We start from the raw sequence: 23,414 nt of genomic DNA on the forward strand, positions 1-23,414 counted from the left end.
CCCCGAGGCCCTCCGGCACCCGCCCAGAGTCGCCCTGTTCGCACCGCTCCGTCAAGATTGCGTCCCAGCCTGTGGATAACTTCCCGTATCTGACCTAAAGGGGTGTCATGTGCGGAGTGGTGGGGTGTGTGGGGTGTGTGGGGTGCTGTCCGCCTCCGGGCGGGGGTACGGCTGTCCGCGCGCGGGCGCGAGTTGCGCGGGCCTCACTCCCAAAGGGCTGACGGTGCCGGGGGCGCGCGGTCATACTGGCCGCGAGGACCCGTGAGGCCGGGGTGCCGCCCGGCCGGGTCGGGGAGCGCGACGCCGGCCGGCTGGTTCACCGCACAACCGTGTACGCCCTCCGAGCAGAATCCGGAAACCGTGGGATGACCGTCTGTCTGCTTCTGCTGAGTGCCGTCGGGCTGACGGCCGCGGTGCCGGTGCCGCGCGCGCTGACGCGGGCGCGGTGGCCGGAGCGGGAGCCCGTGGTGGGGCTGTGGGTGTGGCAGTGCCTCGTCGCGACCGTACTCCTGTGCTGCGTCACCGCGTTGACGCTGGGCGCCGCCGCGGTCTTCCACACGGTCCGTACGCAGCTGTTCGCGCCCGCGCCCCAGGAGGTGACCGAGGCGTACGACCTGTCGGCCGCGCCCGTGTGGGCGGTCGTCCTGACGCTGCTGCTGGCGTGCGGGGCCGCGTGGACGACGGCGATGCTCGGGCGGGAGCTGGTCGAGGCCCGGCGGCGGCGCGTCCGGGACCGGGCGCTGCTGCGGGAGCGGGCGCCGGACCTCCCGGCGGGGCTGCCCTCCGCGCGCGGGCCCCTGCTGGTCCTGGAGGACGAGTACCCGGACGCCTGGTGGCTGCCCGGCAGCCCGCCCCAGCTGATCGTCACCACCGGCGCGCTGAACCGGCTCACCGCGCACCAGCTCGACGCCGTCCTCACCCACGAGAAGGGGCACGCCCGCGCCCACCACGACTGGCTGCTGCACCTCTCGACGGCCCTCGCGACCGGCTTCCCGCGCGTCCCCCTCTTCGCCCACTTCTGCGACCAGACCCACCGGCTCGTCGAACTCGCCGCGGACGACACGGCGTCGCGGCGCTGCGGGCACCTCACGACGGCCCTCGCGCTCATCGAGCTGAACCAGCACCGGGGCGTCCTGTCCTGCGCCTCCAGCCACCGCCTCCTGGGCGAGCGCGTGGACCGCCTCCTCCAGCCCCCGCCGCGCCTGCTGCGCCGGCACCGGGCGCTGACGACGACGGTGGCCGCCCTGATCCCCCTGCTGCCGCTGCTGATCACGTTCGCGCCGGGGTTGTCCGCGCTGACATAGCGCGCGGCGGGGGTGCCGGACAGCGCGGGCGGCCAGTGCGGGCGGACATGGCCCCCGGCCACCCCTGACCAGGCACCCTCCGGCCCGGCAGCCGCCCCTACGACCAGTCCGGCTCCTCCTCCGGCTCGCCCCAGAAGTCGTCCTCCGCCGCCCCGGCACCCTGCGTCGGCTTCGCCTCGGCGCCCCCGGGTGCCCCGCCCAGTTCCGCCAGCGCTGCCACGACGCCCTCGCCGTAGGTCACCAGTTTCTTCTCGCCCACCCCGCTGATCCCCGCAAGCTCCCGTACCGACGTCGGCCACGCGGAGACGATCTCGCGGAGGGTCGCGTCGTGGAAGATGACGTACGCCGGGACGCCCTGCTCGCGGGCCTGTTCGGCGCGCCAGGCGCGCAGGGCCTCGAAGGCGGGCTGGAGGTGGGGCGGCAGTTCGACGACGGCCGCCTTGGCCTTGCCGCTCTTCCCGGAACCGGAGGAGGACGTCTTGGCGGTCGGCGCCTTCTTCGGCTCCTTGCGCAGCGGTACGTCCCGTTCGTGGCGCAGGACGGTCCCGCTGTCCTCTGTGAGGACCAGCGTGCCGTACTCGCCCTCGACCGCGAGGAGGCCCTGGGCGAGCAACTGCCGGATGACGCCCCGCCATTCGCCGTCCGCGAGGTCCTGGCCGATGCCGAAGACGGAGAGCTGGTCGTGGTCGAACTGGATGACCTTGCCCGTGCGCTTGCCGAGCAGGATGTCGATGATCTGGACCGCGCCGAACTTCTGGCCGCGCTCGCGCTGGAGACGGACGACGGTGGAGAGGACCTTCTGCGCGGCCACCGTGCCGTCCCAGGTCTCCGGCGGGGTCAGGCATGTGTCGCAGTTGCCGCAGCCGACGGGGTCGGGGTCCTGGCCGAAGTAGTTCAGGAGCTGGCCGCGCCGGCACCGCGCGGTCTCGCACAGCGCGAGCATCGCGTCGAGGTGGGACTGCGCGCGGCGCCGGAACGCCTCGTCGCCCTCGCCGGACTGGATCAGCTTGCGCTGCTGGATGACGTCGTTGAGGCCGTACGCCATCCACGCCGTGGACGGCAGCCCGTCGCGCCCCGCGCGGCCGGTCTCCTGGTAGTACCCCTCGACGGACTTCGGCAGGTCGAGGTGGGCGACGAAGCGGACGTCCGGCTTGTCGATGCCCATGCCGAAGGCGATGGTCGCGACGACGGTGAGGCCGTCCTCGCGCAGGAACCGGGACTGGTGCCTGGCGCGGGTGCCCGCGTCGAGCCCCGCGTGGTAGGGCACGGCCGCGATGCCGTTGGCCGCCAGGAACTCGGCGGTCTTCTCGACCGAGTTGCGCGAGAGGCAGTACACGATGCCGGCGTCGCCCGCGTGCTCCTCGCGCAGGAACGCCAGGAGCTGCTTCTTCGGGTCGGCCTTCGGGACGATGCGGTACTGGATGTTGGGCCGGTCGAAACTGGCGACGAAGTGCCGGGCGGCCGGCATGCCGAGGCGCTGGACGATCTCCTGGTGCGTGGCCTTCGTCGCCGTCGCCGTCAGGGCGATGCGCGGGACGTCCGGCCAGCGCTCGCCCAGGAGGGACAGGGCCAGGTAGTCGGGGCGGAAGTCGTGGCCCCACTGGGAGACGCAGTGCGCCTCGTCGATCGCGAAGACGGCGATCTTGCCGCGCGAGAGGAGGTCCAGCGTGCTGTCGAGGCGCAGGCGCTCGGGCGCGAGGTAGAGCAGGTCCAGCTCGCCTGCCGCGAACTCGGCCTCCACGAGACGACGCTCGTCGAAGTCCTGCGTCGAGTTGATGAACCCGGCCCGCACGCCGACCGCGCGCAGGGCGTCGACCTGGTCCTGCATGAGCGCGATGAGCGGCGACACGACGATTCCCGTACCGGCTCTGACCAGCGCGGGAATCTGGTAGCACAGCGACTTTCCGCCGCCGGTCGGCATCAGCACGACCGCGTCCCCGCCGCCGATCACATGATCGACGATCGCCGCCTGCTCGCCCCGGAAACTGTCGTACCCGAACACCCGGTGCAGCGCGGCGAGCGCCTCGCTCTCCCCCGCCGCCGACCCCGCGACCCCTACCGCCTCCGCCATAACGCCGATCCCACCCGTCGTCCCTCGAACCACTGCCTCCACGTGCCTCCCACGATAGGCCCCCGCGCCGACACCCACGGAGTTATCCACAGGCCGGTCCGGGAACCGGCGCCCGCACCCGCCCCGGCACGCCGACGGCCCGGCACCCCCCGGAAGAAGGGCACCAGGCCGTCGTACACGCACCGCGCGCGGCCTCAGCGCACGAACACCCCCGCCTGGCCCGCCAGGTCGAGGAAGTACTGCGGCGCCACGCCGAGCACGAGCGTCACCGCCACCCCTACCCCGATCGCGGTCATGGTCAGCGGTGAGGGGACGGCGACCGTCGGCCCGTCCGGGCGGGGCTCGCTGAAGAACATCAGGACGATCACCCGGATGTAGAAGAACGCGGCGATGGCGGACGAGATCACACCGACCACGACGAGCGGCGCCGCGCCCCCTTCCGCCGCTGCCTTGAAGACGGCGAACTTGCCCGCGAACCCGGAGGTCAGCGGGATGCCGGCGAAGGCCAGCAGGAACACGGCGAAGACGGCGGCCACCAGAGGTGACCGGCGGCCCAGGCCGGCCCACTTGGACAGGTGGGTCGCCTCGCCGCCCGCGTCGCGGACCAGCGTGACCACCGCGAACGCGCCGATCGTCACGAAGGAGTACGCGGCGAGGTAGAAGAGCACCGAGGAGACCCCGTCGGGCGTCGTCGCGATGACACCCGCGAGGATGAACCCGGCGTGCGCGATGGACGAGTACGCCAGCAGCCGCTTGATGTCGGTCTGGGTGATGGCGACGATCGCGCCGCCCAGCATCGTGACGATCGCGACGCCCCACATCACCGGCCGCCAGTCCCACCTGAGCCCCGGCAGGATGACGTACAGGACCCGCAGCAGCGCCCCGAACGCGGCGACCTTGGTGGCGGCGGCCATGAACCCGGTGACCGGCGTGGGCGCGCCCTGGTAGACGTCCGGCGTCCACATGTGGAACGGCACGGCGCCGACCTTGAACAGCAGGCCCATGACCAGCAGCGCGGCGCCGATGAGCAGGAGCGCGTCGTTGCCCATGGTGTCGGCGAGCGCGGGGTCGACGGACTTGACGGTGCCGTCGACGACCTGCGCGATGGTGCCGTAGGAGACGGAACCGGCGTACCCGTACAGCAGGGCGATGCCGAACAGGGTGAACGCGGAGGCGAACGCGCCGAGCAGGAAGTACTTGACGGCCGCTTCCTGCGACAGGAGCCGCTTCCTGCGCGCGAGCGCGCACAGCAGGTACAGCGGGAGGGAGAAGACCTCAAGGGCGATGAAGAGGGTCAGCAGGTCGTTGGCGGCCGGGAAGACCAGCATGCCCGCGACCGCGAAGAGCAGCAGCGGGAACACCTCGGTGGTCGTGAACCCGGCCTTGACGGCGGCCTGTTCGCTGTCGCTGCCGGGTACGGCGGCGCCCTGCGCGGCGAACGAGTCGACCCGGTTGCCGTGCGTCTCGGGGTCGAGGCGGCGTTCGGCGAAGGTGAACAGGCCGACCAGGGCGGCGAGCAGGATCGTGCCCTGGAGGAAGAGCGCCGGCCCGTCGACGGCGATGGCGCCCATCGCGGCGATCCCCGCGCGCGTGGTGCCGTACCCCTTCGCCGCGAGGGCGACGACGGCCGCGAACGCGGCGCACAGGGCGACGACGGAGACGAACAGCTGGGCGTAGTAGCGGGACTTCCGCGGCACGAACGCCTCGACGAGGATCCCGACGACCGCCGCGCCCACGACGATCAGGGTGGGCGACAATTGCCCGTATTCGATCTTCGGCGCGTCGATCTTCGTGATCGGATCGGCCGCGGTTGTCCACAGGCTGTGGACGACAGTTGCGCTCACCTGGCCGCCTCCACCTCGGGCTGGGGGTCCTTCTTGTTCACGTCGGACAGCGTCTGCTTGACCGCCGGGTTCACGACGTCCGCGATCGGCTTCGGGTAGACGCCGAGGACGACGAGCAGGACGATCAGCGGCGTGACGACCGCGATCTCCCTGATCCTCAGATCCGGCATCGACGCGACCTCGGGCTTCACCGGGCCGGTCATCGTCCGCTGGTAGAGGACGAGCGTGTACAGCGCGGCGAGCACGATCCCGAAGGTGGCGATGATCCCTACGACGGGGTAGCGCGCGAACGCGCCGACCAGCACCAGGAACTCGCTCACGAAGGGCGCGAGGCCCGGCAGCGAGAGGGTGGCGAGGCCGCCGATCAGGAACGTCCCGGCGAGCACCGGGGCGACCTTCTGGACGCCGCCGTAGTCGGCGATGAGCCGCGAGCCGCGCCGGGAGATCAGGAACCCGGCGACGAGCATCAGGGCGGCCGTGGAGATGCCGTGGTTGACCATGTAGAGCGTCGCCCCGGACTGGCCCTGGCTGGTCATCGCGAAGATGCCGAGCACGATGAACCCGAAGTGCGAGATCGACGCGTAGGCGACCAGCCGCTTGATGTCACGCTGCCCGACGGCGAGCAGGGCGCCGTAGATGATGCTGATCAGGGCGAGCACGAGAATGACCGGAGTTGCCCATTTCGACGCCTCTGGGAAGAGCTGGAGACAGAAACGGAGCATCGCGAATGTGCCGACTTTGTCAACAACGGCCGTGATGAGCACCGCGACCGGAGCCGTGGCCTCGCCCATCGCGTTCGGCAGCCAGGTGTGCAGCGGCCACAGCGGGGCCTTTACCGCGAAGGCGAAGAAGAAGCCGAGGAACAGCCAGCGCTCCGTGTTGGTCGCCATGTCGAGCGAGCCGTTCGCCCGCGCGGCGGCGATCTCCTGGAGGCTGAAGTTGCCCGCGACCACGTACAGGCCGATCACGGCGGCCAGCATGATCAGGCCGCCGACCAGGTTGTAGAGCAGGAACTTGACGGCCGCGTACGACCGTTGGGTGGACGCCGCCTCCTCGCCGTGCTCGTGCGCGCGGTCCCCGAAGCCTCCGATGAGGAAGTACATCGGGATGAGCATGGCCTCGAAGAAGATGTAGAAGAGGAAGACGTCGGTGGCCTCGAAGGAGATGATCACCATCGCCTCGACGGCCAGGATCAGCGCGAAGAAGCCCTGGGTGGGCCGCCAGCGCCTGCTGCCGGTCTCCAGCGGGTCGGCGTCGTTCCAGCCGGCCAGGATGATGAACGGGATGAGCAGCGCGGTCAGCGCGATGAGCGCCACCGCGATGCCGTCGACGCCCAGTTCGTAGCGGACCCCGAACTCCTTGATCCAGGAGTGGGACTCGGTGAGCTGGTAGCGGTCTCCGTCGGGGTCGAAGCGGACCAGGATCGCGATCGCGAGGGCGAGCGTGCCGAGCGAGACGAGCAGCGCGAGCGACTTCGCCGCGTTGCGCCTCGCGGCCGGTACGGCGGCCGTGGCGATCGCCCCGACGGCGGGGAGCACCGCCGTCGCTGTCAGCAGGGGAAAGGACATCGGTATCAGACCGCCCTCATCAGCAGCGTCGCGGCGACCAGGACCGCCGCGCCGCCGAACATCGAGACCGCGTAGGAGCGCGCGAAGCCGTTCTGGAGGCGCCGCAGCCGTCCGGACAGGCCGCCGAAGCCGGCCGCGGTGCCGTTGACGACGCCGTCGACCAGGGTGTGGTCGACGTACACCAGCGAGCGCGTGAGGTGCTCGCCGCCGCGCACCAGGACGACGTGGTTGAAGTCGTCCTGGAGGAGGTCGCGGCGGGCGGCCCGGGTGAGCAGCGACCCGCGCGGGGCGACGGCCGGGACGGGCCTGCGGCCGTACTGGAGGTACGCCAGGGCGACGCCGACGACCATGACGGCGACCGTCGCCGAGGTGACCGTCGCGGCGCTGATGGGCGCGTCGCCGTGGTCGTGGCCGGTGACCGGCTCCAGCCAGTGCAGGAAGCGGTCGCCGACGCCGAACACGCCGCCCGCGAAGACCGAGCCGAAGGCCAGCACGATCATGGGGATCGTCATCGACTTCGGGGACTCGTGCGGGTGCGGCTCGTTGCCGTCCGCGTCCGGCTGCCAGCGCTTCTCGCCGAAGAACGTCATCAGCATCACGCGCGTCATGTAGTACGCCGTGATGGCCGCGCCCAGCAGGGCCGCGCCGCCGAGGATCCAGCCCTCGGTGCCGCCCTTGGCGAACGCCGCCTCGATGATCTTGTCCTTGGAGAAGAAGCCGGACAGGCCCGGGAACCCGATGATCGCGAGGTAGCCGAGGCCGAACGTGATGAACGTGACCGGCATGTACTTCCGGAGGCCGCCGTACCTGCGCATGTCGACCTCGTCGTTCATGCCGTGCATGACGGAGCCCGCGCCGAGGAAGAGCCCGGCCTTGAAGAAGCCGTGCGTCACCAGGTGCATGATCGCGTAGACGTACCCGATGGGGCCGAGGCCGGCCGCGAGGACCATGTAGCCGATCTGCGACATCGTCGACCCGGCGAGGGCCTTCTTGATGTCGTCCTTCGCGCAACCGACGATCGCACCGAACAGCAGCGTGACCGCGCCGACGATGGTGACGACGAGCTGCGCGTCCGGCGCGGCGTTGAAGACCGCCGCCGAGCGGACGATCAGGTACACGCCCGCGGTGACCATCGTCGCCGCGTGGATGAGCGCCGACACGGGCGTCGGGCCCTCCATGGCGTCCCCCAGCCAGGACTGGAGCGGCACCTGCGCGGACTTGCCGCAGGCCGCGAGCAGCAGCATCAGGGCGATCGCGGTGAGCTTGCCCTCGCTCGCGTCGGCGGCGACACCGGGTTCGGTGTGCGTGCCGAGGAGCGGGCCGAAGGCGAACGTCCCGAAGGTCGTGAACATCAGCATGATCGCGATCGACAGGCCCATGTCGCCGACCCGGTTGACCAGGAACGCCTTCTTGGCGGCCGTCGCGGCGCTGGGCTTGTGCTGCCAGAACCCGATGAGCAGGAACGAGGCGAGGCCCACGCCCTCCCAGCCGACGTACAGCAGGAGGTAGTTGTCGGCGAGGACCAGGATCAGCATCGCCGCGAGGAACAGGTTCAGGTAGCCGAAGAAGCGGCGGCGCCGGTCGTCGTGCTCCATGTACCCGATCGAGTACAGGTGGATCAGCGAGCCGACGCCCGTGATCAGCAGCACGAACGTCATGGACAGCTGGTCGAGGCGGAACGCGACGTCCGCCTGGAAGCCCTCGACGGGGATCCAGCTGAACAGGTGCTGGTGCAGCGTGCGGTGCTCGGCGTCCTTGCCGAGCAGGTCCGCGAAGAGGATCAGGCCGAACACGAAGGAGACGGCCGACAGGAGCGTGCCGATCCAGTGGCCGACGGCGTCGAGCCGGCGGCCTCCGGTGAGCAGGACGGCCGCTCCGAGCAGGGGCGCCGCGATCAGCAGCGCGATGAGGTTCTCCACGTTTCTTCCGACCCCTTACAGCTTCATCAGGCTGGCGTCGTCGACCGAGGCCGAGTGGCGGGAGCGGAACAGCGACACGATGATCGCGAGTCCGACCACGACCTCCGCCGCGGCGACGACCATCGTGAAGAAGGCGATGATCTGGCCGTCGAGGTTGCCGTGCATCCGGGAGAAGGCGACGAACGCGAGGTTGCAGGCGTTCAGCATCAGCTCGACGCACATGAAGACGACGATGGCGTTGCGCCGGATGAGCACTCCGGTCGCGCCGATCGTGAACAACAGGGCGGCGAGGTACAGGTAGTTGACGGGGTTCACTGCGACGCCTCCTCTGCCTCGCGGGTCTCGCGCGTCTCACGCGTCTCGCGCCCGAAGCGCGGCGGCTCGATCTCGTCGCGCTCCAGGCGCTCCTCGGAGCGCTGCTGGAGGGCCTTGAGGTCGGCGATCGCCTCGGTGGACACGTCCCGGATCTGGCCGCGGTCGCGCAGGGTCTTGCTGACGGTCAGCTCGGACGGCGTGCCGTCGGGCAGCAGGCCCGCGATGTCGACGGCGTTGTGGCGCGCGTACACGCCGGGCGCCGGGAGCGGCGGGAGGTGCTTGCCCTCGCGCACGCGCTGCTCGGCCAGCTCGCGCTGGGTCTTGGCGCGCTCGGTGCGCTCGCGGTGGGTGAGGACCATCGCGCCGACGGCCGCCGTGATGAGCAGCGCGCCGGTGATCTCGAAGGCGAACACGTACTTCGTGAAGATGAGGGTCGCGAGGCCCTCAACGTTGCCGTTCGCGTTCGCCTGCGCGAGGCCGTTGAACTCGCTCAGCGAGGCGTTCCCGATGCCGCCGACCAGCAGGATCCCGAAGCCGAGGCCGCTCAGCAGAGCGAGCCAGCGCTGCCCCTTGATGGTCTCCTTCAGGGAGTCGGCGGCGGTGACGCCGACCAGCATCACGACGAACAGGAACAGCATCATGATCGCGCCCGTGTAGACGACGATCTGCACGATGCCGAGGAAGTAGGCGCCGTTGGCGAGGTAGAACACCGCGAGGATGATCATGGTCCCGGCGAGGCACAGCGCGCTGTGGACGGCCCGCCTCATGAAGACGGTGCACAGGGCGCCGATCACCGCGACCGTACCGAGCGTCCAGAACTGGAACGCCTCGCCGGTGGACGTCGAGTAGGCGGCCAGCGTGTTCATGCGTCCGCCCCTTCTTCTTCCGGCTTCTCGCCCTTGGAGACGGCGACCTGGCGCTCCGTACCGGGCGCGGCCTCAGTCACGAGGCCCCGGTAGTAGTCCTGCTCGTCCGTCCCCGGGTAGATCGCGTGGGGCGTGTCGACCATGTTGTCGTCGAGGCCCGCGAGGAGCTGTTCCTTGGTGTAGATGAGGTTCGCGCGGCTGGAGTCGGCGAGTTCGAACTCGTTGGTCATCGTCAGCGCGCGCGTGGGGCACGCCTCGATGCACAGGCCGCACAGGATGCAGCGGGCGTAGTTGATCTGGTAGACGCGGCCGTAGCGCTCGCCCGGGGAGTAGCGCTCCTCGTCGGTGTTGTCCGCGCCCTCGACGTAGATCGCGTCGGCGGGGCAGGCCCAGGCGCACAGTTCACAGCCGACGCACTTCTCCAGGCCGTCCGGATGGCGGTTGAGCTGATGCCGTCCGTGGAACCGCGGGGCGGTGGTCTTCTGCTGCTCCGGGTACTGCTCCGTGAGCCGCTTCTTGAACATGGCCTTGAAGGTCACGCCGAAGCCGGCGACGGGGTTCTGGAAACCGGGTGCGGTCTCCTTGGGCTCCTCAGCCATCGGACGCCTCCTTTCCGTCACGAGGTCCGTCACTCTGAGTATCGACCCCACCACTGACAATCAGCTCCCGCTCCTGGCGGGACCGGCGCCGGGGCACCGGCGGAAGCTCCTGTCCGGGCAGCGGCGGCACCGGGAATCCGCCCGCCATCGGGTCGAACCCGACCGGTTCGGCGGGGAGTTCGGCGCCCTTCCGCGCCTTGTCGCGGAAGACGTCGGCGACGAAGGAGATCAGCAGGACGGCGATCAGCCCGCCGGCCACGTACAGGGCGATGTCGGTGAAGCCGTAGTTCTCGTTGCGCAGGGTCCGCATGGTGGCGACGAGCATCAGCCACACCATCGAGACCGGCAGCAGCACCTTCCAGCCGAGCTTCATCAGCTGGTCGTAGCGCACGCGCGGGAGCGTGCCGCGCAGCCAGATGAAGAAGAACAGCAGCAGCTGCACCTTGACGACGAACCAGAGCATCGGCCACCAGCCGTGGTTCGCGCCCTCCCAGAAGCCGCTGATCGGCCAGGGGGCCCGCCAGCCGCCGAGGAAGAGGGTGGTGGCGACGGCCGAGACGGTCACCATGTTGACGTACTCGGCGAGCATGAACATCGCGAACTTGATCGACGAGTACTCGGTGTTGAAGCCGCCGACGAGGTCGCCCTCGGACTCCGGCATGTCGAAGGGTGCGCGGTTGGTCTCGCCGACCATCGTGACGATGTACAGGATGAACGACACCGGCAGCAGCAGGATGTACCAGCGGTCGCTCTGCTGCTCGACGATCGTCGACGTCGACATCGACCCCGAGTACAGGAACACCGAGGCGAACGCGGCGCCCATCGCGATCTCGTACGAGATCATCTGCGCGGCCGAGCGCAGGCCGCCGAGCAGCGGGTACGTCGACCCGGAGCTCCAGCCCGCGAGCACGATGCCGTAGATGCCGACCGAGGCGACCGCGAGGATGTACAGCATCGCGATCGGCAGGTCGGTGAGCTGCATCGTCGTCCGGTGGCCGAAGATCGAGACCTCGTTGCCGGCCGGGCCGAAGGGGATCACCGCGATCGCCATGAACGCGGGGATGGCGGCGACGATCGGCGCGAGGACGTAGACGACCTTGTCCGCGCGCTTGACGATGACGTCTTCCTTCAGCATCAGCTTGATGCCGTCGGCGAGCGACTGGAGCATGCCCCAGGGGCCGTGCCGGTTGGGGCCGATGCGCAGCTGCATCCAGGCGACGACCTTGCGCTCCCAGACGATGGAGAACAGCACGGTCACCATCAGGAACGCGAAGCAGAACACCGCCTTGATCACGACCAGCCACCAGGGGTCACGGCCGAACATCGAGAGGTCTTCCGCCGCGAGGTACGGGCTCATGCCTCCACCTCCTTGGGGGCGTCGGCGGGCGTCGCCGGGCCGATGCGGACGAGGGTTCCGGGCCGGGCCCCGGTGTCCGAGGCGACGCCCGCGCCCGCCGAGTTGAGCGGGAGCCACACCACCCGGTCGGGCATCTCGGTGACGGCCAGCGGCAGTTCGACGGTCCCGGTCGCGCCGGTGACGGCCAGCAGGTCGCCGTCCTTCACCCCCGCCTCGGCGGCCGTGGCGGCCGACACGCGCGCGTAGGAGGCGTGCCGGGTCGCGGCGAGCGCCGAGTCGCCCTCCTGGAGGAGCCCCTGGTCGAGGAGGAGCCGGTGGCCCGCGAGGACGGCCTCACCGGCGGCGGGCCTCGGGAGCGCTCCCCCGGTCTCGTTCGGCTCGGCGGCCCGCTGCCCGTCCCAGGCGCCCAGCCGGTCGATCTCCGCGCGCGTGGTGCGCAGGTCGGGCAGGCCCAGGTGGATGTCCATGGCGTCGGCCAGCATCTGGAGCACGCGCGCGTCGCTCGGAGGCAGCCGGCGCGTCATCTGCTCGGGCTTGAGGGCGGCGTCGAAGAACCGCACCCTGCCCTCCCAGTTGAGGAACGCGCCCGGCTTCTCGGCGACCGCCGCGACCGGCAGGACGACGTCGGCGCGCTCGGTGATCTCGCTGGGCCGCAGCTCCAGGGAGACCAGGAAGCCCACCTCGTCGAGCGCCGTACGCGCCCGCGCGGGGTCGGGCAGGTCGGCGACCTCGACGCCGGCCACCAGCAGCGCCTGGAGCTCCCCGGCGACGGCGGCCTCGACGATCTGGCCGGTGTCGCGGCCGTACCCGTGCGGGAGTTCGGCGAGCCCCCAGACGGCGGCGACCTCCTCACGCGCGCGCGGGTCGGTCGCCGGGCGTCCGCCGGGCAGCAGCGCGGGCAGCGCCCCGGCCTCCAGGGCGCCACGCTCGCCGGCCCGGCGCGGGATCCACACGAGCCGCGCCCCGGTCGCCGAGGCGGCCCGCACGGCGGCCGTAAGCCCCCCCGCGACGCCCGCCAGACGCTCCCCTACGACGATGACGGCGCCCTCGGCCCGCAGCGCCTCGGCGGCGACCCCTCCGGGCGTCTCCAGGCCGCTGCCGGCCGCGAGGGCGTCCAGCCACTCGGTCTCGGTGCCGGGAGCGGCCGGCAGCAGCGTGCCGCCCGCCTTCGCCAGCCCGCGCGTCGCGTGCGTGGCCAGCGAGAACACCTTCAGCCCGGTCTTGCGCCACGCCTTGCGCAGCCGCAGGAAGACGCCGGGCGCCTCCTCCTCGGACTCGAAGCCGACCAGCAGGACGGCCGGCGCCTTCTCCAGGTCCGCGTACGACACGCCCGTACCGTCGAGGTCCCGGCCGCGCCCGGCGACCTGGGAGGCCAGGAAGTCGGCCTCCTCGCCGCTGTGCACGCGCGCGCGGAAGTCGATGTCGTGCGTGTCGAGCGCCACGCGCGCGAACTTGCTGTACGCGTACGCGTCCTCGACAGTGAGCCGGCCGCCGGTCAGCACGCCCGTGCGCCCGCGCGAGGCGAGCAGTCCCTGAGCGGCGATCTGGAGGGCCTCCGGCCAGGAGGCGGGCACCAGGTCGCCCTCGGCGTTGCGGATCAGCGGCGTCTCCAGCCGGTCGCGCTGCTGCGCGTACCGGAACCCGAAGCGCCCCTTGTCGCAGATCCACTCCTCGTTGACCTCGGGATCGTTCTGCGCCAGCCGCCGCATGACCTTCCCGCGCCGGTGGTCCGTACGCGTCGCGCAGCCGCCCGCGCAGTGCTCGCACACCGAGGGCGACGACACCAGGTCGAAGGGGCGCGAACGGAACCGGTACGCGGCCGAGGTGAGCGCTCCGACGGGACAGATCTGGATCGTGTTCCCGGAGAAGTACGACTCGAACTGATCGCCTTCGCCCGTACCGACCTGCTGAAGGGCACCCCGTTCGATCAGCTCGATCATCGGGTCGCCCGCGACCTGGTTGGAGAACCGGGTGCAGCGCGCGCACAGCACGCACCGCTCGCGGTCCAGCAGGACCTGCGCGGAGATCGGCACCGGCTTCTCGTACGTCCGCTTGCGGCCCTCGAAGCGGGACTCCGCCTGGCCGTGCGACATGGCCTGGTTCTGGAGGGGGCACTCGCCGCCCTTGTCGCAGACCGGGCAGTCCAGCGGGTGGTTGATGAGCAGCAGCTCCATCACCCCGTGCTGGGCCTTCTCGGCGACCGGGGAGGTGAGGTGCGTCTTGACGACCATGCCGTCGGTGCAGCTGATCGTGCAGGACGCCATCGGCTTGCGCTGGCCCTCGACCTCGACGATGCACTGCCGGCAGGCGCCGGCCGGGTCGAGGAGGGGGTGGTCGCAGAACCGGGGGATCTCGATGCCGAGCTGCTCGGCGGCGCGGATGACCAGGGTGCCCTTGGGCACGCTGATCTCGGCGCCGTCGATCGTCAGCGTCACGAGATCTTCCCGCGGCACCGCCGCCTCCCCGCCACCTGAGGGAGCGCTAGTGGTCACGGTCATGCGTTCACCTCCGGGCGGTCCGCCCAGGCCGTCGACTTGGCCGGGTCGAAGGGGCAGCCCCGGCCGGTGATGTGCTGCTCGTACTCCTCGCGGAAGTACTTCAGCGAGGAGAAGATCGGCGAGGCGGCGCCGTCGCCGAGGGCGCAGAACGACTTGCCGTTGATGTTGTCGGCGATGTCGTTCAGCTTGTCGAGGTCGCTCATGACGCCCTTGCCGGCCTCGATGTCGCGCAGCAACTGCACGAGCCAGTAGGTGCCTTCACGGCAGGGCGTGCACTTGCCGCAGGACTCGTGGGCGTAGAACTCGGTCCACCGGGTCACCGCGCGCACCACGCAGGTCGTCTCGTCGAAGCACTGGAGCGCCTTCGTGCCGAGCATCGAGCCGGCCGCGCCGACGCCCTCGTAGTCGAGGGGGACGTCGAGGTGCTCGTCGGTGAACATCGGCGTGGAGGAGCCGCCCGGCGTCCAGAACTTCAGCCGGTGCCCGGGGCGCATCCCGCCGCTCATCTCCAGCAGCTGGCGCAGCGTGATGCCGAGCGGCGCCTCGTACTGGCCGGGGCTCGCGACGTGGCCCGAGAGGGAGTACAGCGTGAAGCCCGGGGACTTCTCGCTGCCCATCGAGCGGAACCATTCTTTTCCGCGATTGAGGATCGCGGGAACCGAAGCGATCGACTCGACGTTGTTCACGACAGTGGGGCAGGCATAGAGCCCCTCGACGGCAGGGAAGGGAGGACGCAGCCGCGGTTGACCCCGGCGGCCTTCGAGCGAGTCGAGCAGCGCGGTCTCCTCACCGCAGATGTACGCGCCGGCCCCGGCGTGCACGGTGAGCTGGAGATCGAGCCCGCTGCCCAGGATGTTCTCGCCGAGATAGCCCGCCGCGTACGCCTCGCGTACGGCCTCGTGCAACCGCCGCAGAACGGGGACGGTCTCACCCCGCAAGTAGATGAAGGCATGCGACGACCTGATGGCCCAACACGCGATGACGATGCCCTCGATGAGGCTGTGCGGGTTCGCGAAGAGGAGCGGGATGTCCTTGCAGGTCCCCGGCTCCGATTCGTCGGCGTTGACAACTAGATAGTGCGGTTTGCCGTCACCCTGGGGAATGAACTGCCATTTCATCCCCGTCGGGAACCCTGCCCCGCCGCGCCCCCTCAGTCCGGAGTCCTTGACGTACGCGATCAGGTCGTCCGGCGACATGGCTAGGGCCTTGCGCAACCCCTCGTACCCCTCGTGCCTCCGGTACACGTCGAGCGACCAGGACCGCTCCTCGTCCCAGAAGGCCGACAGCACGGGTGCCAGCAGCTTCTCGGGGCTGCTGCCTTTCAGTTCGGGTGCCAATGTCATCCCTCCCCCTCCTCGGCGGCGGGCCGGTGCTCGGGTTCCTCACGCGGGTGGACCACGCGCGCGGGTGCGGTCTCTCCCCTGGCCAGGCGGAGGCCCACCAGCGAGGCGGGTCCCGCACCGCCGCTCGCCTCGACCGCGCCCTCGCGCTCGTCGGGGAAGCCCGCCAGGATGCGGGCGGTGTCCTTGAAGGTGCACAGCGGCGCCCCGCGCGTGGGGGACACCGTCCGGCCGGCCCGCAGGTCGTCGACGAGGCTCTTGGCGCTCTCGACGGTCTGGTTGTCGAAGAACTCCCAGTTGACCATCACGACGGGCGCGAAGTCGCAGGCCGCGTTGCACTCGATGTGCTCCAGCGTGACCTTCCCGTCGTCCGTGGTCTCTCCGTTCCCGACGCCCAGGTGCTCCTGGAGCGAGTCGAAGATCGCGTCGCCGCCCATCACCGCGCACAGCGTGTTGGTGCAGACGCCGACCTGGTAGTCGCCGCTCGGCCGGCGCCGGTACATGGTGTAGAAGGTCGCGACGGCGGTGACCTCGGCCGTGGTCAGGCCGAGCACGTCCGCGCAGAACTTCATCCCGGTGCGGGTGACATGGCCCTCCTCGGACTGCACGAGGTGCAGCAGCGGCAGGAGCGCGGAGCGGGAGTCGGGGTAGCGGGCGATCACCTCGCGCGCGTCCGCCTCCAGGCGGGCCCGTACGTCGTCCGGGTAGGGGGCGGCGGGCAGTTCGGGCATGCCCAGGCCGACGCCCTGTCGGGGGGAAGAGGTGGTCACCGGTCGACGCCTCCCATCACGGGGTCGATGGACGCGACGGCGACGATCACGTCGGCGACCTGGCCGCCCTCGCACATCGCCGCCATGGCTTGCAGGTTGGTGAAGGACGGGTCGCGGAAGTGGACCCGGAAGGGACGGGTGCCCCCGTCGGAGACGGCGTGCACCCCGAGTTCGCCCTTGGGGGACTCGACGGCCGCGTACGCCTGACCCGGCGGGACCCGGAAGCCCTCGGTGACCAGCTTGAAGTGGTGGATCAGGGCCTCCATGGAGGTGCCCATGATCTTCTTGATGTGGTCGAGGGAGTTGCCCAGCCCGTCGGGCCCGAGGGCCAGTTGGGCGGGCCAGGCGATCTTCTTGTCGCCGACCATGACCGGGCCCGGCTGGAGCCGGTCCAGGCACTGTTCGACGATGCGCAGCGACTGGCGCATCTCCTCCAGGCGGATCAGGAAGCGCCCGTAGGAGTCGCAGGTGTCGGCGGTCGGGACGTCGAACTCGTAGGTCTCGTACCCGCAGTAGGGCTGCGTCTTGCGCAGGTCGTGCGGGAGGCCGGTGGAGCGCAGGATCGGGCCGGTGGCGCCGAGGGCCATGCAGCCGGCCAGGTCGAGGTGGCCGACGTTCTGCATGCGGGCCTTGAAGATGGGGTTCCCGGTGGCGAGCTTGTCGTACTCCGGGAGGTTCTTCTTCATCTTCTTCACGAACTCGCGGATCTGGTCCACCGCGCCGGGCGGCAGGTCCTGCGCGAGTCCGCCGGGGCGGATGTACGCGTGGTTCATCCGCAGGCCCGTGATGAGCTCGTAGATGTCGAGAATCATTTCACGATCGCGGAATCCGTAGATCATGATCGTGGTGGCGCCGAGTTCCATGCCGCCGGTGGCGATGCACACCAGGTGCGAGGAGAGCCGGTTCAGCTCCATCAGCAGGACCCGGATGATCTCGGCGCGCTCGGGGATCTGGTCCTCGATGCCGAGGAGCTTCTCGACGGCGAGACAGTAGGCGGTCTCGTTGAAGAAGGACGTCAGGTAGTCCATGCGCGTGACGAAGGTCGTGCCTTGCGTCCACGTACGGAACTCGAGGTTCTTCTCGATGCCGGTGTGCAGGTAGCCGATGCCGCAGCGGGCCTCGGTGACCGTCTCGCCGTCGATCTCCAGGATGAGGCGGAGCACCCCGTGCGTGGAGGGGTGCTGGGGGCCCATGTTGACGACGATGCGCTCGTCGTCGGCGCGGGCCGCGGACTGGACGATCTCGTCCCAGTCGCCTCCGGTGACCGTGTAGACGGAGCCTTCCGTGGTCTCACGGGGAGTTGCGTGCGACGTGCTCACGAGTACGACCTCCGCTGGTCCGGAGCCGGGATCTGGGCGCCCTTGTACTCGACGGGGATGCCGCCGAGGGGGTAGTCCTTGCGCTGCGGGTGGCCCTGCCAGTCGTCCGGCATCATGATCCGCGTCAGGGCCGGGTGGCCGTCGAAGACGATCCCGAAGAAGTCGTACGTCTCGCGCTCGTGCCAGTCGTTCGTCGGGTAGACGGGGACGAGGGACGGGATGCGCGGGTCGGCGTCCGGGGCGCTGACCTCCAGGCGGATCAGCCGGTTGTGGGTGATCGAGCGCAGGTGGTAGACGGCGTGCAGCTCGCGGCCCTTGTCGTGCGGGTAGTGGACGCCGCTGACGCCGGTGCACAGTTCGAAGCGCAGCGCCGGGTCGTCGCGCAGCGTGCGGGCGACGCGGACGAGGTGCTCGCGCTCGACGTGGAAGGTGAGTTCGTCCCGGTCGACGACGGTCTTGCCGATCGCGTTGTCCGGGAGCAGCCCCTGTTCCTCCAGGGCGCCTTCGAGTTCGTCGGCGACCTCGTCGAACCAGCCGCCGTACGGCCGCGTCGAGGCGCCCGGCAGGCGGACCGAGCGGACCAGGCCGCCGTATCCGGAGGTGTCGCCGCCGTTGTTCGCGCCGAACATGCCGCGCTGGACGCGGATCTCCTCGCCCTGGTCGCCGCGCTGGCCGGGGAGGTTGGCGGCGCTGAGGTCCTTCTCGGGGTTGGTGCCGTTCGCGTCGGTCATCGCAGCAGCCCCTTCATCTCGATGAGGGGGAGCGCCTTGAGCGCCGCCTCCTCCGCCTCGCGGGCCGCTTCCTCGGCGTTCACGCCGAGTTTGGTGTGCTGGATCTTCTGGTGGAGCTTGAGGATCGCGTCCATCAGCATCTCGGGGCGCGGCGGGCAGCCGGGCAGGTAGATGTCCACGGGGACGATGTGGTCGACGCCCTGGACGATCGCGTAGTTGTTGAACATGCCGCCCGAGGACGCGCACACGCCCATGGAGATGACCCACTTGGGGTTCGGCATCTGGTCGTAGACCTGCCGCAGGACCGGCGCCATCTTCTGGCTGACCCGGCCGGCGACGATCATCAGGTCGGCCTGGCGGGGCGAGCCCCGGAAGACCTCCATGCCGAAGCGGGCGAGGTCGTAGCGCCCGGCTCCGGTCGTCATCATCTCGATGGCGCAGCAGGCGAGGCCGAAGGTGGCGGGGAAGACGGACGCCTTGCGCACCCAGCCCGCGGCCTGTTCGACGGTGGTCAGCAGGAAGCCGCTCGGCAGCTTTTCTTCGAGTCCCATGGCTAAAGGCCCCTCAGTCCCATTCCAGGCCGCCGCGCCGCCAGACGTACGCGTAGGCGACGAAGACGGTGAGCACGAAGAGCAGCATCTCCACGAGCCCGAAGACACCCAGGGCGTCGAAGGTGACGGCCCAGGGGTAGAGGAAGACGATCTCGATGTCGAAGACGATGAAGAGCATCGCCGTCAGGTAGTACTTGATGGGGAAACGCCCGCCGCCGGCCGGCGTGGGGGTCGGCTCGATTCCGCACTCGTAGGCTTCGAGCTTCGCGCGGTTGTAGCGCTTCGGCCCGATAAGCGTGGCCATGACCACGGAGAAGATCGCAAAGCCTGCCCCGAGGGCTCCCAGTACGAGGATGGGCGCATAGGCGTTCACCGCTCCTCGCTCCTCTCAGTCGGCACTGACTGTTGGCGGGTTGCATGAGAAACATTGGGTGAACCGCGAAGATCGCGAACATGTGAAGCAGGTCACAAGCCCAACTGCCCCGCATCCTATGCCCGTCGCTCTGTGATCTGCGACACGGGGTATTGCACAAGCTTTGTGATCTCCACCACCTGACGAAGGATCATGAAGTCATATCGGCGCGGATCTTGGCACATGGGGCGCCGAAACGATCACGCGGTGTGACATTTCCGCTCGTCAGTGACCGTCCGCAGGGGGAGTCTCTATATCAAGAGAGTTCCCTTGCATCCAAATTGGCCCTGGACGAAGGGGGTTGATAGTGGACCCCGTTCACACGTCAGAGGGAACCGGCCGCGGCTGTGGACGCGTGCACACATTCACGAGCGCCGGACGCAGACGTTCCGGTAACCGTTCCGTGACCTGCGCCACATCGGAACAGGGCGCTCCGAAACCAGGCTTGGCCAACGACCTCAACGAATGGTAGGCAGCGGGCAATTCGGGCGTAACAGCGAAAGGCAGTGATCACAGCCCTGAACGCCCAGGTCCGCTATGTCCGTTACGGCGTCAATAAAGAAATCGCGGCACGGAAGTTGAGGCGTCGATTGAACAAGTGTGGCGCAGGACACGTTCCTTGAAGGTATGGAGGAGCTTTTGATACCGGTTGGACTCATGTCCCACACCGCTCACATACGTAGCCACCGAAAGCCCCGCCGCAACGCGTCCTCGATCGCGGTGCGTGCCGGAGTCGCCAGTGGTGTCCTCGGCACGCTGGCCGTCGCCACCGCGGCGGGTTCGGCCAACGCTGCCGACGCGACGGTGACGCAGACGCTGGAACTGCCCACGCTGACCGCCGACCTGTCCGCGCAGGTCGAGCAGGCCGCCCAGTTCACGCAGCAGGCCGCTGCCAACTACCAGCTCCAGGCCGAGCGCGACTCGGCCGCCGCCGCTGCCGCCAAGGAGGCCGCGCAGGACCTGGCTGCGGCGAAGCAGGCCGAGGCCAAGAAGAAGGCCGACGAGGAGGCCCGCAAGGCCGCCGCCGAGGCCGCCGTGTCCCGCTCCGAGACCCGCGCGAGCCTGAGCGGCTCGTCGTCGTCGGACAGTGTCGCCACGCCGGCCAGCGGCAGCGTCGCGACCGTCATCGACTTCCTCAAGGCGCAGGTCGGCGACGCGTACGTGCTCGGTGGCACCGGGCCGAACGCCTGGGACTGCTCCGGGCTCGTGCAGGCCGCGTTCAAACAGGTCGGTGTCGACCTGCCGCGCGTCTCCGAGGACCAGTCGAACTACGGGACCGACGTGTCCCTGTCGAACATCCAGCCCGGCGACATCCTGTACTGGGGTGGCAAGGGGTCGGCGTACCACGTCGGCGTCTACCTCGGCGCCGGGAAGTACCTCGACGCGGCGAACCCCTCCAAGGGGGTCGTCATCCAGGACCTGTCCGGGTACCCGGCGAGCGGTGCGGTGCGGGTGCTCTGAGTCCGAGGCGCTCTGAGTCTGAGGCGCTCCGAGCCGGGGGTACTACCCGGGTCATACCTGAGGTGCAGGGCCGCAGCCGCTCGGGGGCAGCGGCCCTTCCTCGCGTGGCCCTGTGCCGTGTGTGGCCCTGTGCCGTGCACCCTCCCGGCGCGGAACTTCGGCCGGGTCCGACGCGTTTCTCCCCTCGCGCTGATCGACAGGCGGTCAGCAGGCAGAGGGAGAACCAGCCATGCCCAGCGTTTTCGTCCAGGGTCGCCCCGTCGACTCCTATCCCCGGCACGCGCCCGAGGCCCGGCAGGGGCGGGTGCGCCGGATCACCGAGGTCGGTGAAGAGGTCCTGCACCGGCCGTGCCGTGACGTCACCGAGTTCGGCCCCGACCTCGCCGCGCTGATCGACGACATGTTCCTGACGATGTACCTCGCCAACGGCGCGGGCCTCGCGGCGAACCAAGTGGGCGTCGATCTGCGCCTGTTCGTGTACGACTGCCCCGACGACGAGGGCGTCCGCCATGTCGGCCACATCGTCAACCCGGTCCTCGCGCCCCTCCCCGCGGCCGGCCGCCGCCTCCTGGACGACGACGAGGGCTGCCTCTCCGTGCCGGGCGCGGTGATGGACGTACCGCGTCCCGACTTCGCGGTGGTCCACGGCTACGACAGGGCCGGCGCCCCCGTCACGGTCGAGGGCACCGGGTACTTCGCGCGGTGCCTCGCGCATGAGACGGACCATGTGAACGGGCACATGTATCTGGACCGGCTGTCGAAGCGGGACCGGAAGGAGGCCCTGCGGCAGATGACGGACCGCAGGGAGATGGTGTTCGCCCAGAGGGCAGCTAACGCGGAGGCATTGGAACGGGCAGCAGGACAACGTCCCTAGGGGCGCGGGGCTGTGTCTGATCTGCGGCTACCGCCGCGTGGGCGCGAACAACCACGACGGATGCCGCACCCGCCCACCGGCGTAAAAGCGGCACCCCTGTGGTACTACCCCGCTACGCCTTGGGAGCTACCTTGCTCAGCCCGTTGATGATCCGGTCCATCGCGTCACCCCCGGTGGGATCCGTCAGGTTCGCCAGCATCTTCAGCGTGAACTTCATCAGCACCGGGTGAGTCAGCCCCCGCTGGGCCGCGATCTTCATGACCTTCGGGTTCCCGATGAGCTTCACGAAGGCGCGGCCCAGCGTGTAGTACCCCCCGTACGTGTCCTTGAGCACCTGCGGGTACCTCTGGAGCGCGATCTCCCGCTGGGCCGGCGTCGCGCGCGCGTGCGCCTGGACGATGACGTCCGCGGCGATCTGCCCGGACTCCATGGCGTACGCGATGCCCTCGCCGTTGAAGGGGTTGACCAGCCCGCCGGCGTCACCGACGAGCAACAGCCCCTTGGTGTAGTGGGGTTGGCGGTTGAAGGCCATCGGCAGCGCGGCCCCGCGGATCGGCCCGGTCATGTTGTCCGGCGTGTACCCCCACTCCTCGGGCATCGACGCGCACCACGCCTTGAGGACCTCGCGCCAGTCCAACTCCTTGAAGGAATCGGAGGTGTTGAGGACACCGAGCCCGACGTTGGAGGTCCCGTCGCCCATGCCGAAGATCCACCCGTACCCGGGCAGCAGCCGGTCCTCGGCCCCGCGCCGGTCCCACAGCTCCAGCCAGGACTCCAGGTAGTCGTCCTCGTGCCGGGGGCTCTCGAAGTACGTCCGGACGGCGACGCCCATCGGCCGGTCCTCGCGCCGGTGCAGCCCCATCGCGAGGGACAGCCGCGTGGAGTTGCCGTCGGCGGCGACCACGAGGGGCGCGTGGAAGGTGACTTCGCGCTTCTCCTCCCCCAACTTCGCGTGCACACCGGTGATCCGGCCGGTCCGGTCGTCGACGATCGGCGCCCCCACGTTGCACCGCTCGTACAGCCGAGCCCCCGCCTTCTGCGCCTGCCGGGCGAGCTGCTCGTCGAAGTCGTCGCGCTTGCGGACGAGTCCGTAGTCCGGGTACGACGCGAGCTCGGGCCAGTCGAGCTGGAGCCGTACGCCGCCGCCGATGATCCTGAGGCCCTTGTTGCGCAGCCAGCCGGCCTCCTCGGAGATGTCGATCCCCATGGCGACGAGCTGTTTCGTGGCGCGCGGCGTGAGGCCGTCGCCGCAGACCTTCTCGCGGGGGAACTCGGTCTTCTCCAGCAGCAGGACATCGAGTCCGGCCTTGGCGAGGTAGTACGCGGTCGTCGAGCCGGCCGGCCCAGCGCCGACGACGATCACATCGGCGGTGTTCCCGGAGAGAGGCGCGGTGTTTTCGGAGTGAGGATCAGTCACGACGGTCACGGCGGGATCTCCCCAAGTTCGGAATCTGCGTGCCGACCGGCACTGGACATGGGCAGTCTATTCAGCAGAATTGATCACCCGGCTGAAGGGTTGCCCCCGTGAACCTGGCTCTTCCCGTAGTACGGCTGCGCGTCCCCACCGACGAGGACGCCGTCGCCTGGCACCGGACCTTCGACCACCCGGACGTCA

At 69.9% G+C, this 23,414-nt stretch carries 19 protein-coding genes and 1 pseudogene; 4 read left to right on the forward strand and 16 right to left on the reverse strand.

All coding sequences use genetic code 11. The features are described from left to right. Nucleotides 1-365 precede the first annotated feature (365 nt). On the forward strand, nt 366-1,304 hold the full coding sequence (locus tag AOK24_RS04715) for a M56 family metallopeptidase (RefSeq protein WP_055718796.1): 939 nt from the start codon (nt 366-368) through the stop codon (nt 1,302-1,304). A gap of 97 nt (nt 1,305-1,401) precedes the next feature. On the opposite strand, the gene recQ is transcribed toward AOK24_RS04715, so the two are convergent. The 15 genes from recQ to AOK24_RS04790 form a co-directional block, all read right to left on the reverse strand. After that, nucleotides 1,402-3,375: a DNA helicase RecQ gene (gene recQ, locus AOK24_RS04720; protein ID WP_055718797.1), complete on the reverse strand. Its 1,974-nt coding sequence runs from the start codon at nt 3,373-3,375 to the stop codon at nt 1,402-1,404. A 194-nt stretch (nt 3,376-3,569) separates the two neighbouring features. Then, nucleotides 3,570-5,219 (reverse strand): NADH-quinone oxidoreductase subunit NuoN, encoded by a 1,650-nt coding sequence (gene nuoN / locus AOK24_RS04725; protein WP_055718798.1) that lies wholly within the window; start codon nt 5,217-5,219, stop codon nt 3,570-3,572. Continuing rightward, nucleotides 5,216-6,787, reverse strand: a complete 1,572-nt coding sequence (locus AOK24_RS04730; RefSeq protein ID WP_055718799.1) for an NADH-quinone oxidoreductase subunit M — start codon at nt 6,785-6,787, stop codon at nt 5,216-5,218. Before AOK24_RS04730 ends, nuoN begins: the two co-directional genes overlap by 4 nt. Before the next feature lie 5 nt (nt 6,788-6,792). Continuing rightward, a complete protein-coding gene (nuoL, locus tag AOK24_RS04735) occupies nt 6,793-8,706 on the reverse strand; it encodes an NADH-quinone oxidoreductase subunit L (protein WP_055718800.1) in 1,914 nt (637 codons plus the stop codon). A gap of 15 nt (nt 8,707-8,721) precedes the next feature. Then, nucleotides 8,722-9,021 (reverse strand): NADH-quinone oxidoreductase subunit NuoK, encoded by a 300-nt coding sequence (nuoK, locus tag AOK24_RS04740; RefSeq protein WP_004927567.1) that lies wholly within the window; start codon nt 9,019-9,021, stop codon nt 8,722-8,724. Beyond that, nucleotides 9,018-9,887 (reverse strand): NADH-quinone oxidoreductase subunit J, encoded by an 870-nt coding sequence (locus AOK24_RS04745; protein WP_055718801.1) that lies wholly within the window; start codon nt 9,885-9,887, stop codon nt 9,018-9,020. Before AOK24_RS04745 ends, nuoK begins: the two co-directional genes overlap by 4 nt. Continuing rightward, nucleotides 9,884-10,486 (reverse strand): NADH-quinone oxidoreductase subunit NuoI, encoded by a 603-nt coding sequence (nuoI, locus tag AOK24_RS04750; protein ID WP_055718802.1) that lies wholly within the window; start codon nt 10,484-10,486, stop codon nt 9,884-9,886. Before nuoI ends, AOK24_RS04745 begins: the two co-directional genes overlap by 4 nt. Next, nucleotides 10,479-11,843 carry an NADH-quinone oxidoreductase subunit NuoH gene (nuoH, locus tag AOK24_RS04755; protein ID WP_055718803.1) on the reverse strand — a complete coding sequence of 455 codons (1,365 nt, stop codon included), beginning with the start codon at nt 11,841-11,843 and terminating at the stop codon, nt 10,479-10,481. Before nuoH ends, nuoI begins: the two co-directional genes overlap by 8 nt. Next, nucleotides 11,840-14,341, reverse strand: coding sequence for an NADH-quinone oxidoreductase subunit G (locus AOK24_RS04760; protein ID WP_055718804.1), 2,502 nt, complete (start codon nt 14,339-14,341; stop codon nt 11,840-11,842). The genes nuoH and AOK24_RS04760 overlap by 4 nt, the downstream gene beginning before the upstream one ends. Beyond that, nucleotides 14,338-15,684: an NADH-quinone oxidoreductase subunit NuoF gene (gene nuoF / locus AOK24_RS04765; RefSeq protein ID WP_055718805.1), complete on the reverse strand. Its 1,347-nt coding sequence runs from the start codon at nt 15,682-15,684 to the stop codon at nt 14,338-14,340. The genes AOK24_RS04760 and nuoF overlap by 4 nt, the downstream gene beginning before the upstream one ends. Then, on the reverse strand, nt 15,681-16,451 hold the full coding sequence (gene nuoE, locus AOK24_RS04770) for an NADH-quinone oxidoreductase subunit NuoE (RefSeq protein WP_055718806.1): 771 nt from the start codon (nt 16,449-16,451) through the stop codon (nt 15,681-15,683). Before nuoE ends, nuoF begins: the two co-directional genes overlap by 4 nt. Then, nucleotides 16,448-17,770: an NADH-quinone oxidoreductase subunit D gene (locus AOK24_RS04775; RefSeq protein ID WP_055718807.1), complete on the reverse strand. Its 1,323-nt coding sequence runs from the start codon at nt 17,768-17,770 to the stop codon at nt 16,448-16,450. The genes nuoE and AOK24_RS04775 overlap by 4 nt, the downstream gene beginning before the upstream one ends. Beyond that, nucleotides 17,767-18,501: an NADH-quinone oxidoreductase subunit C gene (locus tag AOK24_RS04780; RefSeq protein WP_055718808.1), complete on the reverse strand. Its 735-nt coding sequence runs from the start codon at nt 18,499-18,501 to the stop codon at nt 17,767-17,769. Before AOK24_RS04780 ends, AOK24_RS04775 begins: the two co-directional genes overlap by 4 nt. Then, the gene (locus AOK24_RS04785; protein ID WP_010353976.1) at nt 18,498-19,052 is read right to left on the reverse strand and encodes a NuoB/complex I 20 kDa subunit family protein; all 555 of its coding nucleotides are present in this window, start codon (nt 19,050-19,052) and stop codon (nt 18,498-18,500) included. The genes AOK24_RS04780 and AOK24_RS04785 overlap by 4 nt, the downstream gene beginning before the upstream one ends. Nucleotides 19,053-19,065: 13 nt before the next feature. Then, on the reverse strand, nt 19,066-19,425 hold the full coding sequence (locus tag AOK24_RS04790) for an NADH-quinone oxidoreductase subunit A (protein ID WP_007383963.1): 360 nt from the start codon (nt 19,423-19,425) through the stop codon (nt 19,066-19,068). Between the two features lie 666 nt (nt 19,426-20,091). On the opposite strand from AOK24_RS04790, the gene AOK24_RS04795 reads away from it, so the two are divergent. Both AOK24_RS04795 and def read left to right on the forward strand, forming a co-directional pair. After that, nucleotides 20,092-20,925 (forward strand): C40 family peptidase, encoded by an 834-nt coding sequence (locus AOK24_RS04795; protein ID WP_055718809.1) that lies wholly within the window; start codon nt 20,092-20,094, stop codon nt 20,923-20,925. 229 nt (nt 20,926-21,154) lie between these two features. Then, complete coding sequence (gene def, locus AOK24_RS04800) at nt 21,155-21,799, forward strand: peptide deformylase (RefSeq protein ID WP_055718810.1); 645 nt, start codon at nt 21,155-21,157, stop codon at nt 21,797-21,799. A gap of 112 nt (nt 21,800-21,911) precedes the next feature. Here the strand turns inward: def and AOK24_RS04805 are convergent, their stop codons facing one another. Further along, nucleotides 21,912-23,225 carry a geranylgeranyl reductase family protein gene (locus AOK24_RS04805; protein WP_055718811.1) on the reverse strand — a complete coding sequence of 438 codons (1,314 nt, stop codon included), beginning with the start codon at nt 23,223-23,225 and terminating at the stop codon, nt 21,912-21,914. A 98-nt stretch (nt 23,226-23,323) separates the two neighbouring features. Between AOK24_RS04805 and AOK24_RS50200 the strand changes: the two are divergent. Further along, nucleotides 23,324-23,414 (forward strand): annotated as a pseudogene (locus AOK24_RS50200) (GNAT family N-acetyltransferase); the annotation flags it as partial.

Source organism: Streptomyces niveiscabiei (assembly GCF_001419795.1).
Classification (GTDB): domain Bacteria; phylum Actinomycetota; class Actinomycetes; order Streptomycetales; family Streptomycetaceae; genus Streptomyces; species Streptomyces niveiscabiei.

Excerpts from the sequence above, each read along its gene's own strand:
- AOK24_RS04715 (WP_055718796.1), top strand. The coding sequence starts at position 366 with ATGACCGTCTGTCTGCTTCTGCTGAGTGCCGTCGGGCTGACGGCCGCG.
- recQ (WP_055718797.1), bottom strand. The coding sequence starts at position 3,375 with ATGGCGGAGGCGGTAGGGGTCGCGGGGTCGGCGGCGGGGGAGAGCGAG.
- AOK24_RS04730 (WP_055718799.1), bottom strand. The coding sequence starts at position 6,787 with ATGTCCTTTCCCCTGCTGACAGCGACGGCGGTGCTCCCCGCCGTCGGG.
- AOK24_RS04745 (WP_055718801.1), bottom strand. The coding sequence starts at position 9,887 with ATGAACACGCTGGCCGCCTACTCGACGTCCACCGGCGAGGCGTTCCAG.
- nuoI (WP_055718802.1), bottom strand. The coding sequence starts at position 10,486 with ATGGCTGAGGAGCCCAAGGAGACCGCACCCGGTTTCCAGAACCCCGTC.
- nuoH (WP_055718803.1), bottom strand. The coding sequence starts at position 11,843 with ATGAGCCCGTACCTCGCGGCGGAAGACCTCTCGATGTTCGGCCGTGAC.
- AOK24_RS04760 (WP_055718804.1), bottom strand. The coding sequence starts at position 14,341 with ATGACCGTGACCACTAGCGCTCCCTCAGGTGGCGGGGAGGCGGCGGTG.
- nuoF (WP_055718805.1), bottom strand. The coding sequence starts at position 15,684 with ATGACATTGGCACCCGAACTGAAAGGCAGCAGCCCCGAGAAGCTGCTG.
- AOK24_RS04780 (WP_055718808.1), bottom strand. The coding sequence starts at position 18,501 with ATGACCGACGCGAACGGCACCAACCCCGAGAAGGACCTCAGCGCCGCC.
- AOK24_RS04785 (WP_010353976.1), bottom strand. The coding sequence starts at position 19,052 with ATGGGACTCGAAGAAAAGCTGCCGAGCGGCTTCCTGCTGACCACCGTC.
- AOK24_RS04795 (WP_055718809.1), top strand. The coding sequence starts at position 20,092 with ATGGAGGAGCTTTTGATACCGGTTGGACTCATGTCCCACACCGCTCAC.
- def (WP_055718810.1), top strand. The coding sequence starts at position 21,155 with ATGCCCAGCGTTTTCGTCCAGGGTCGCCCCGTCGACTCCTATCCCCGG.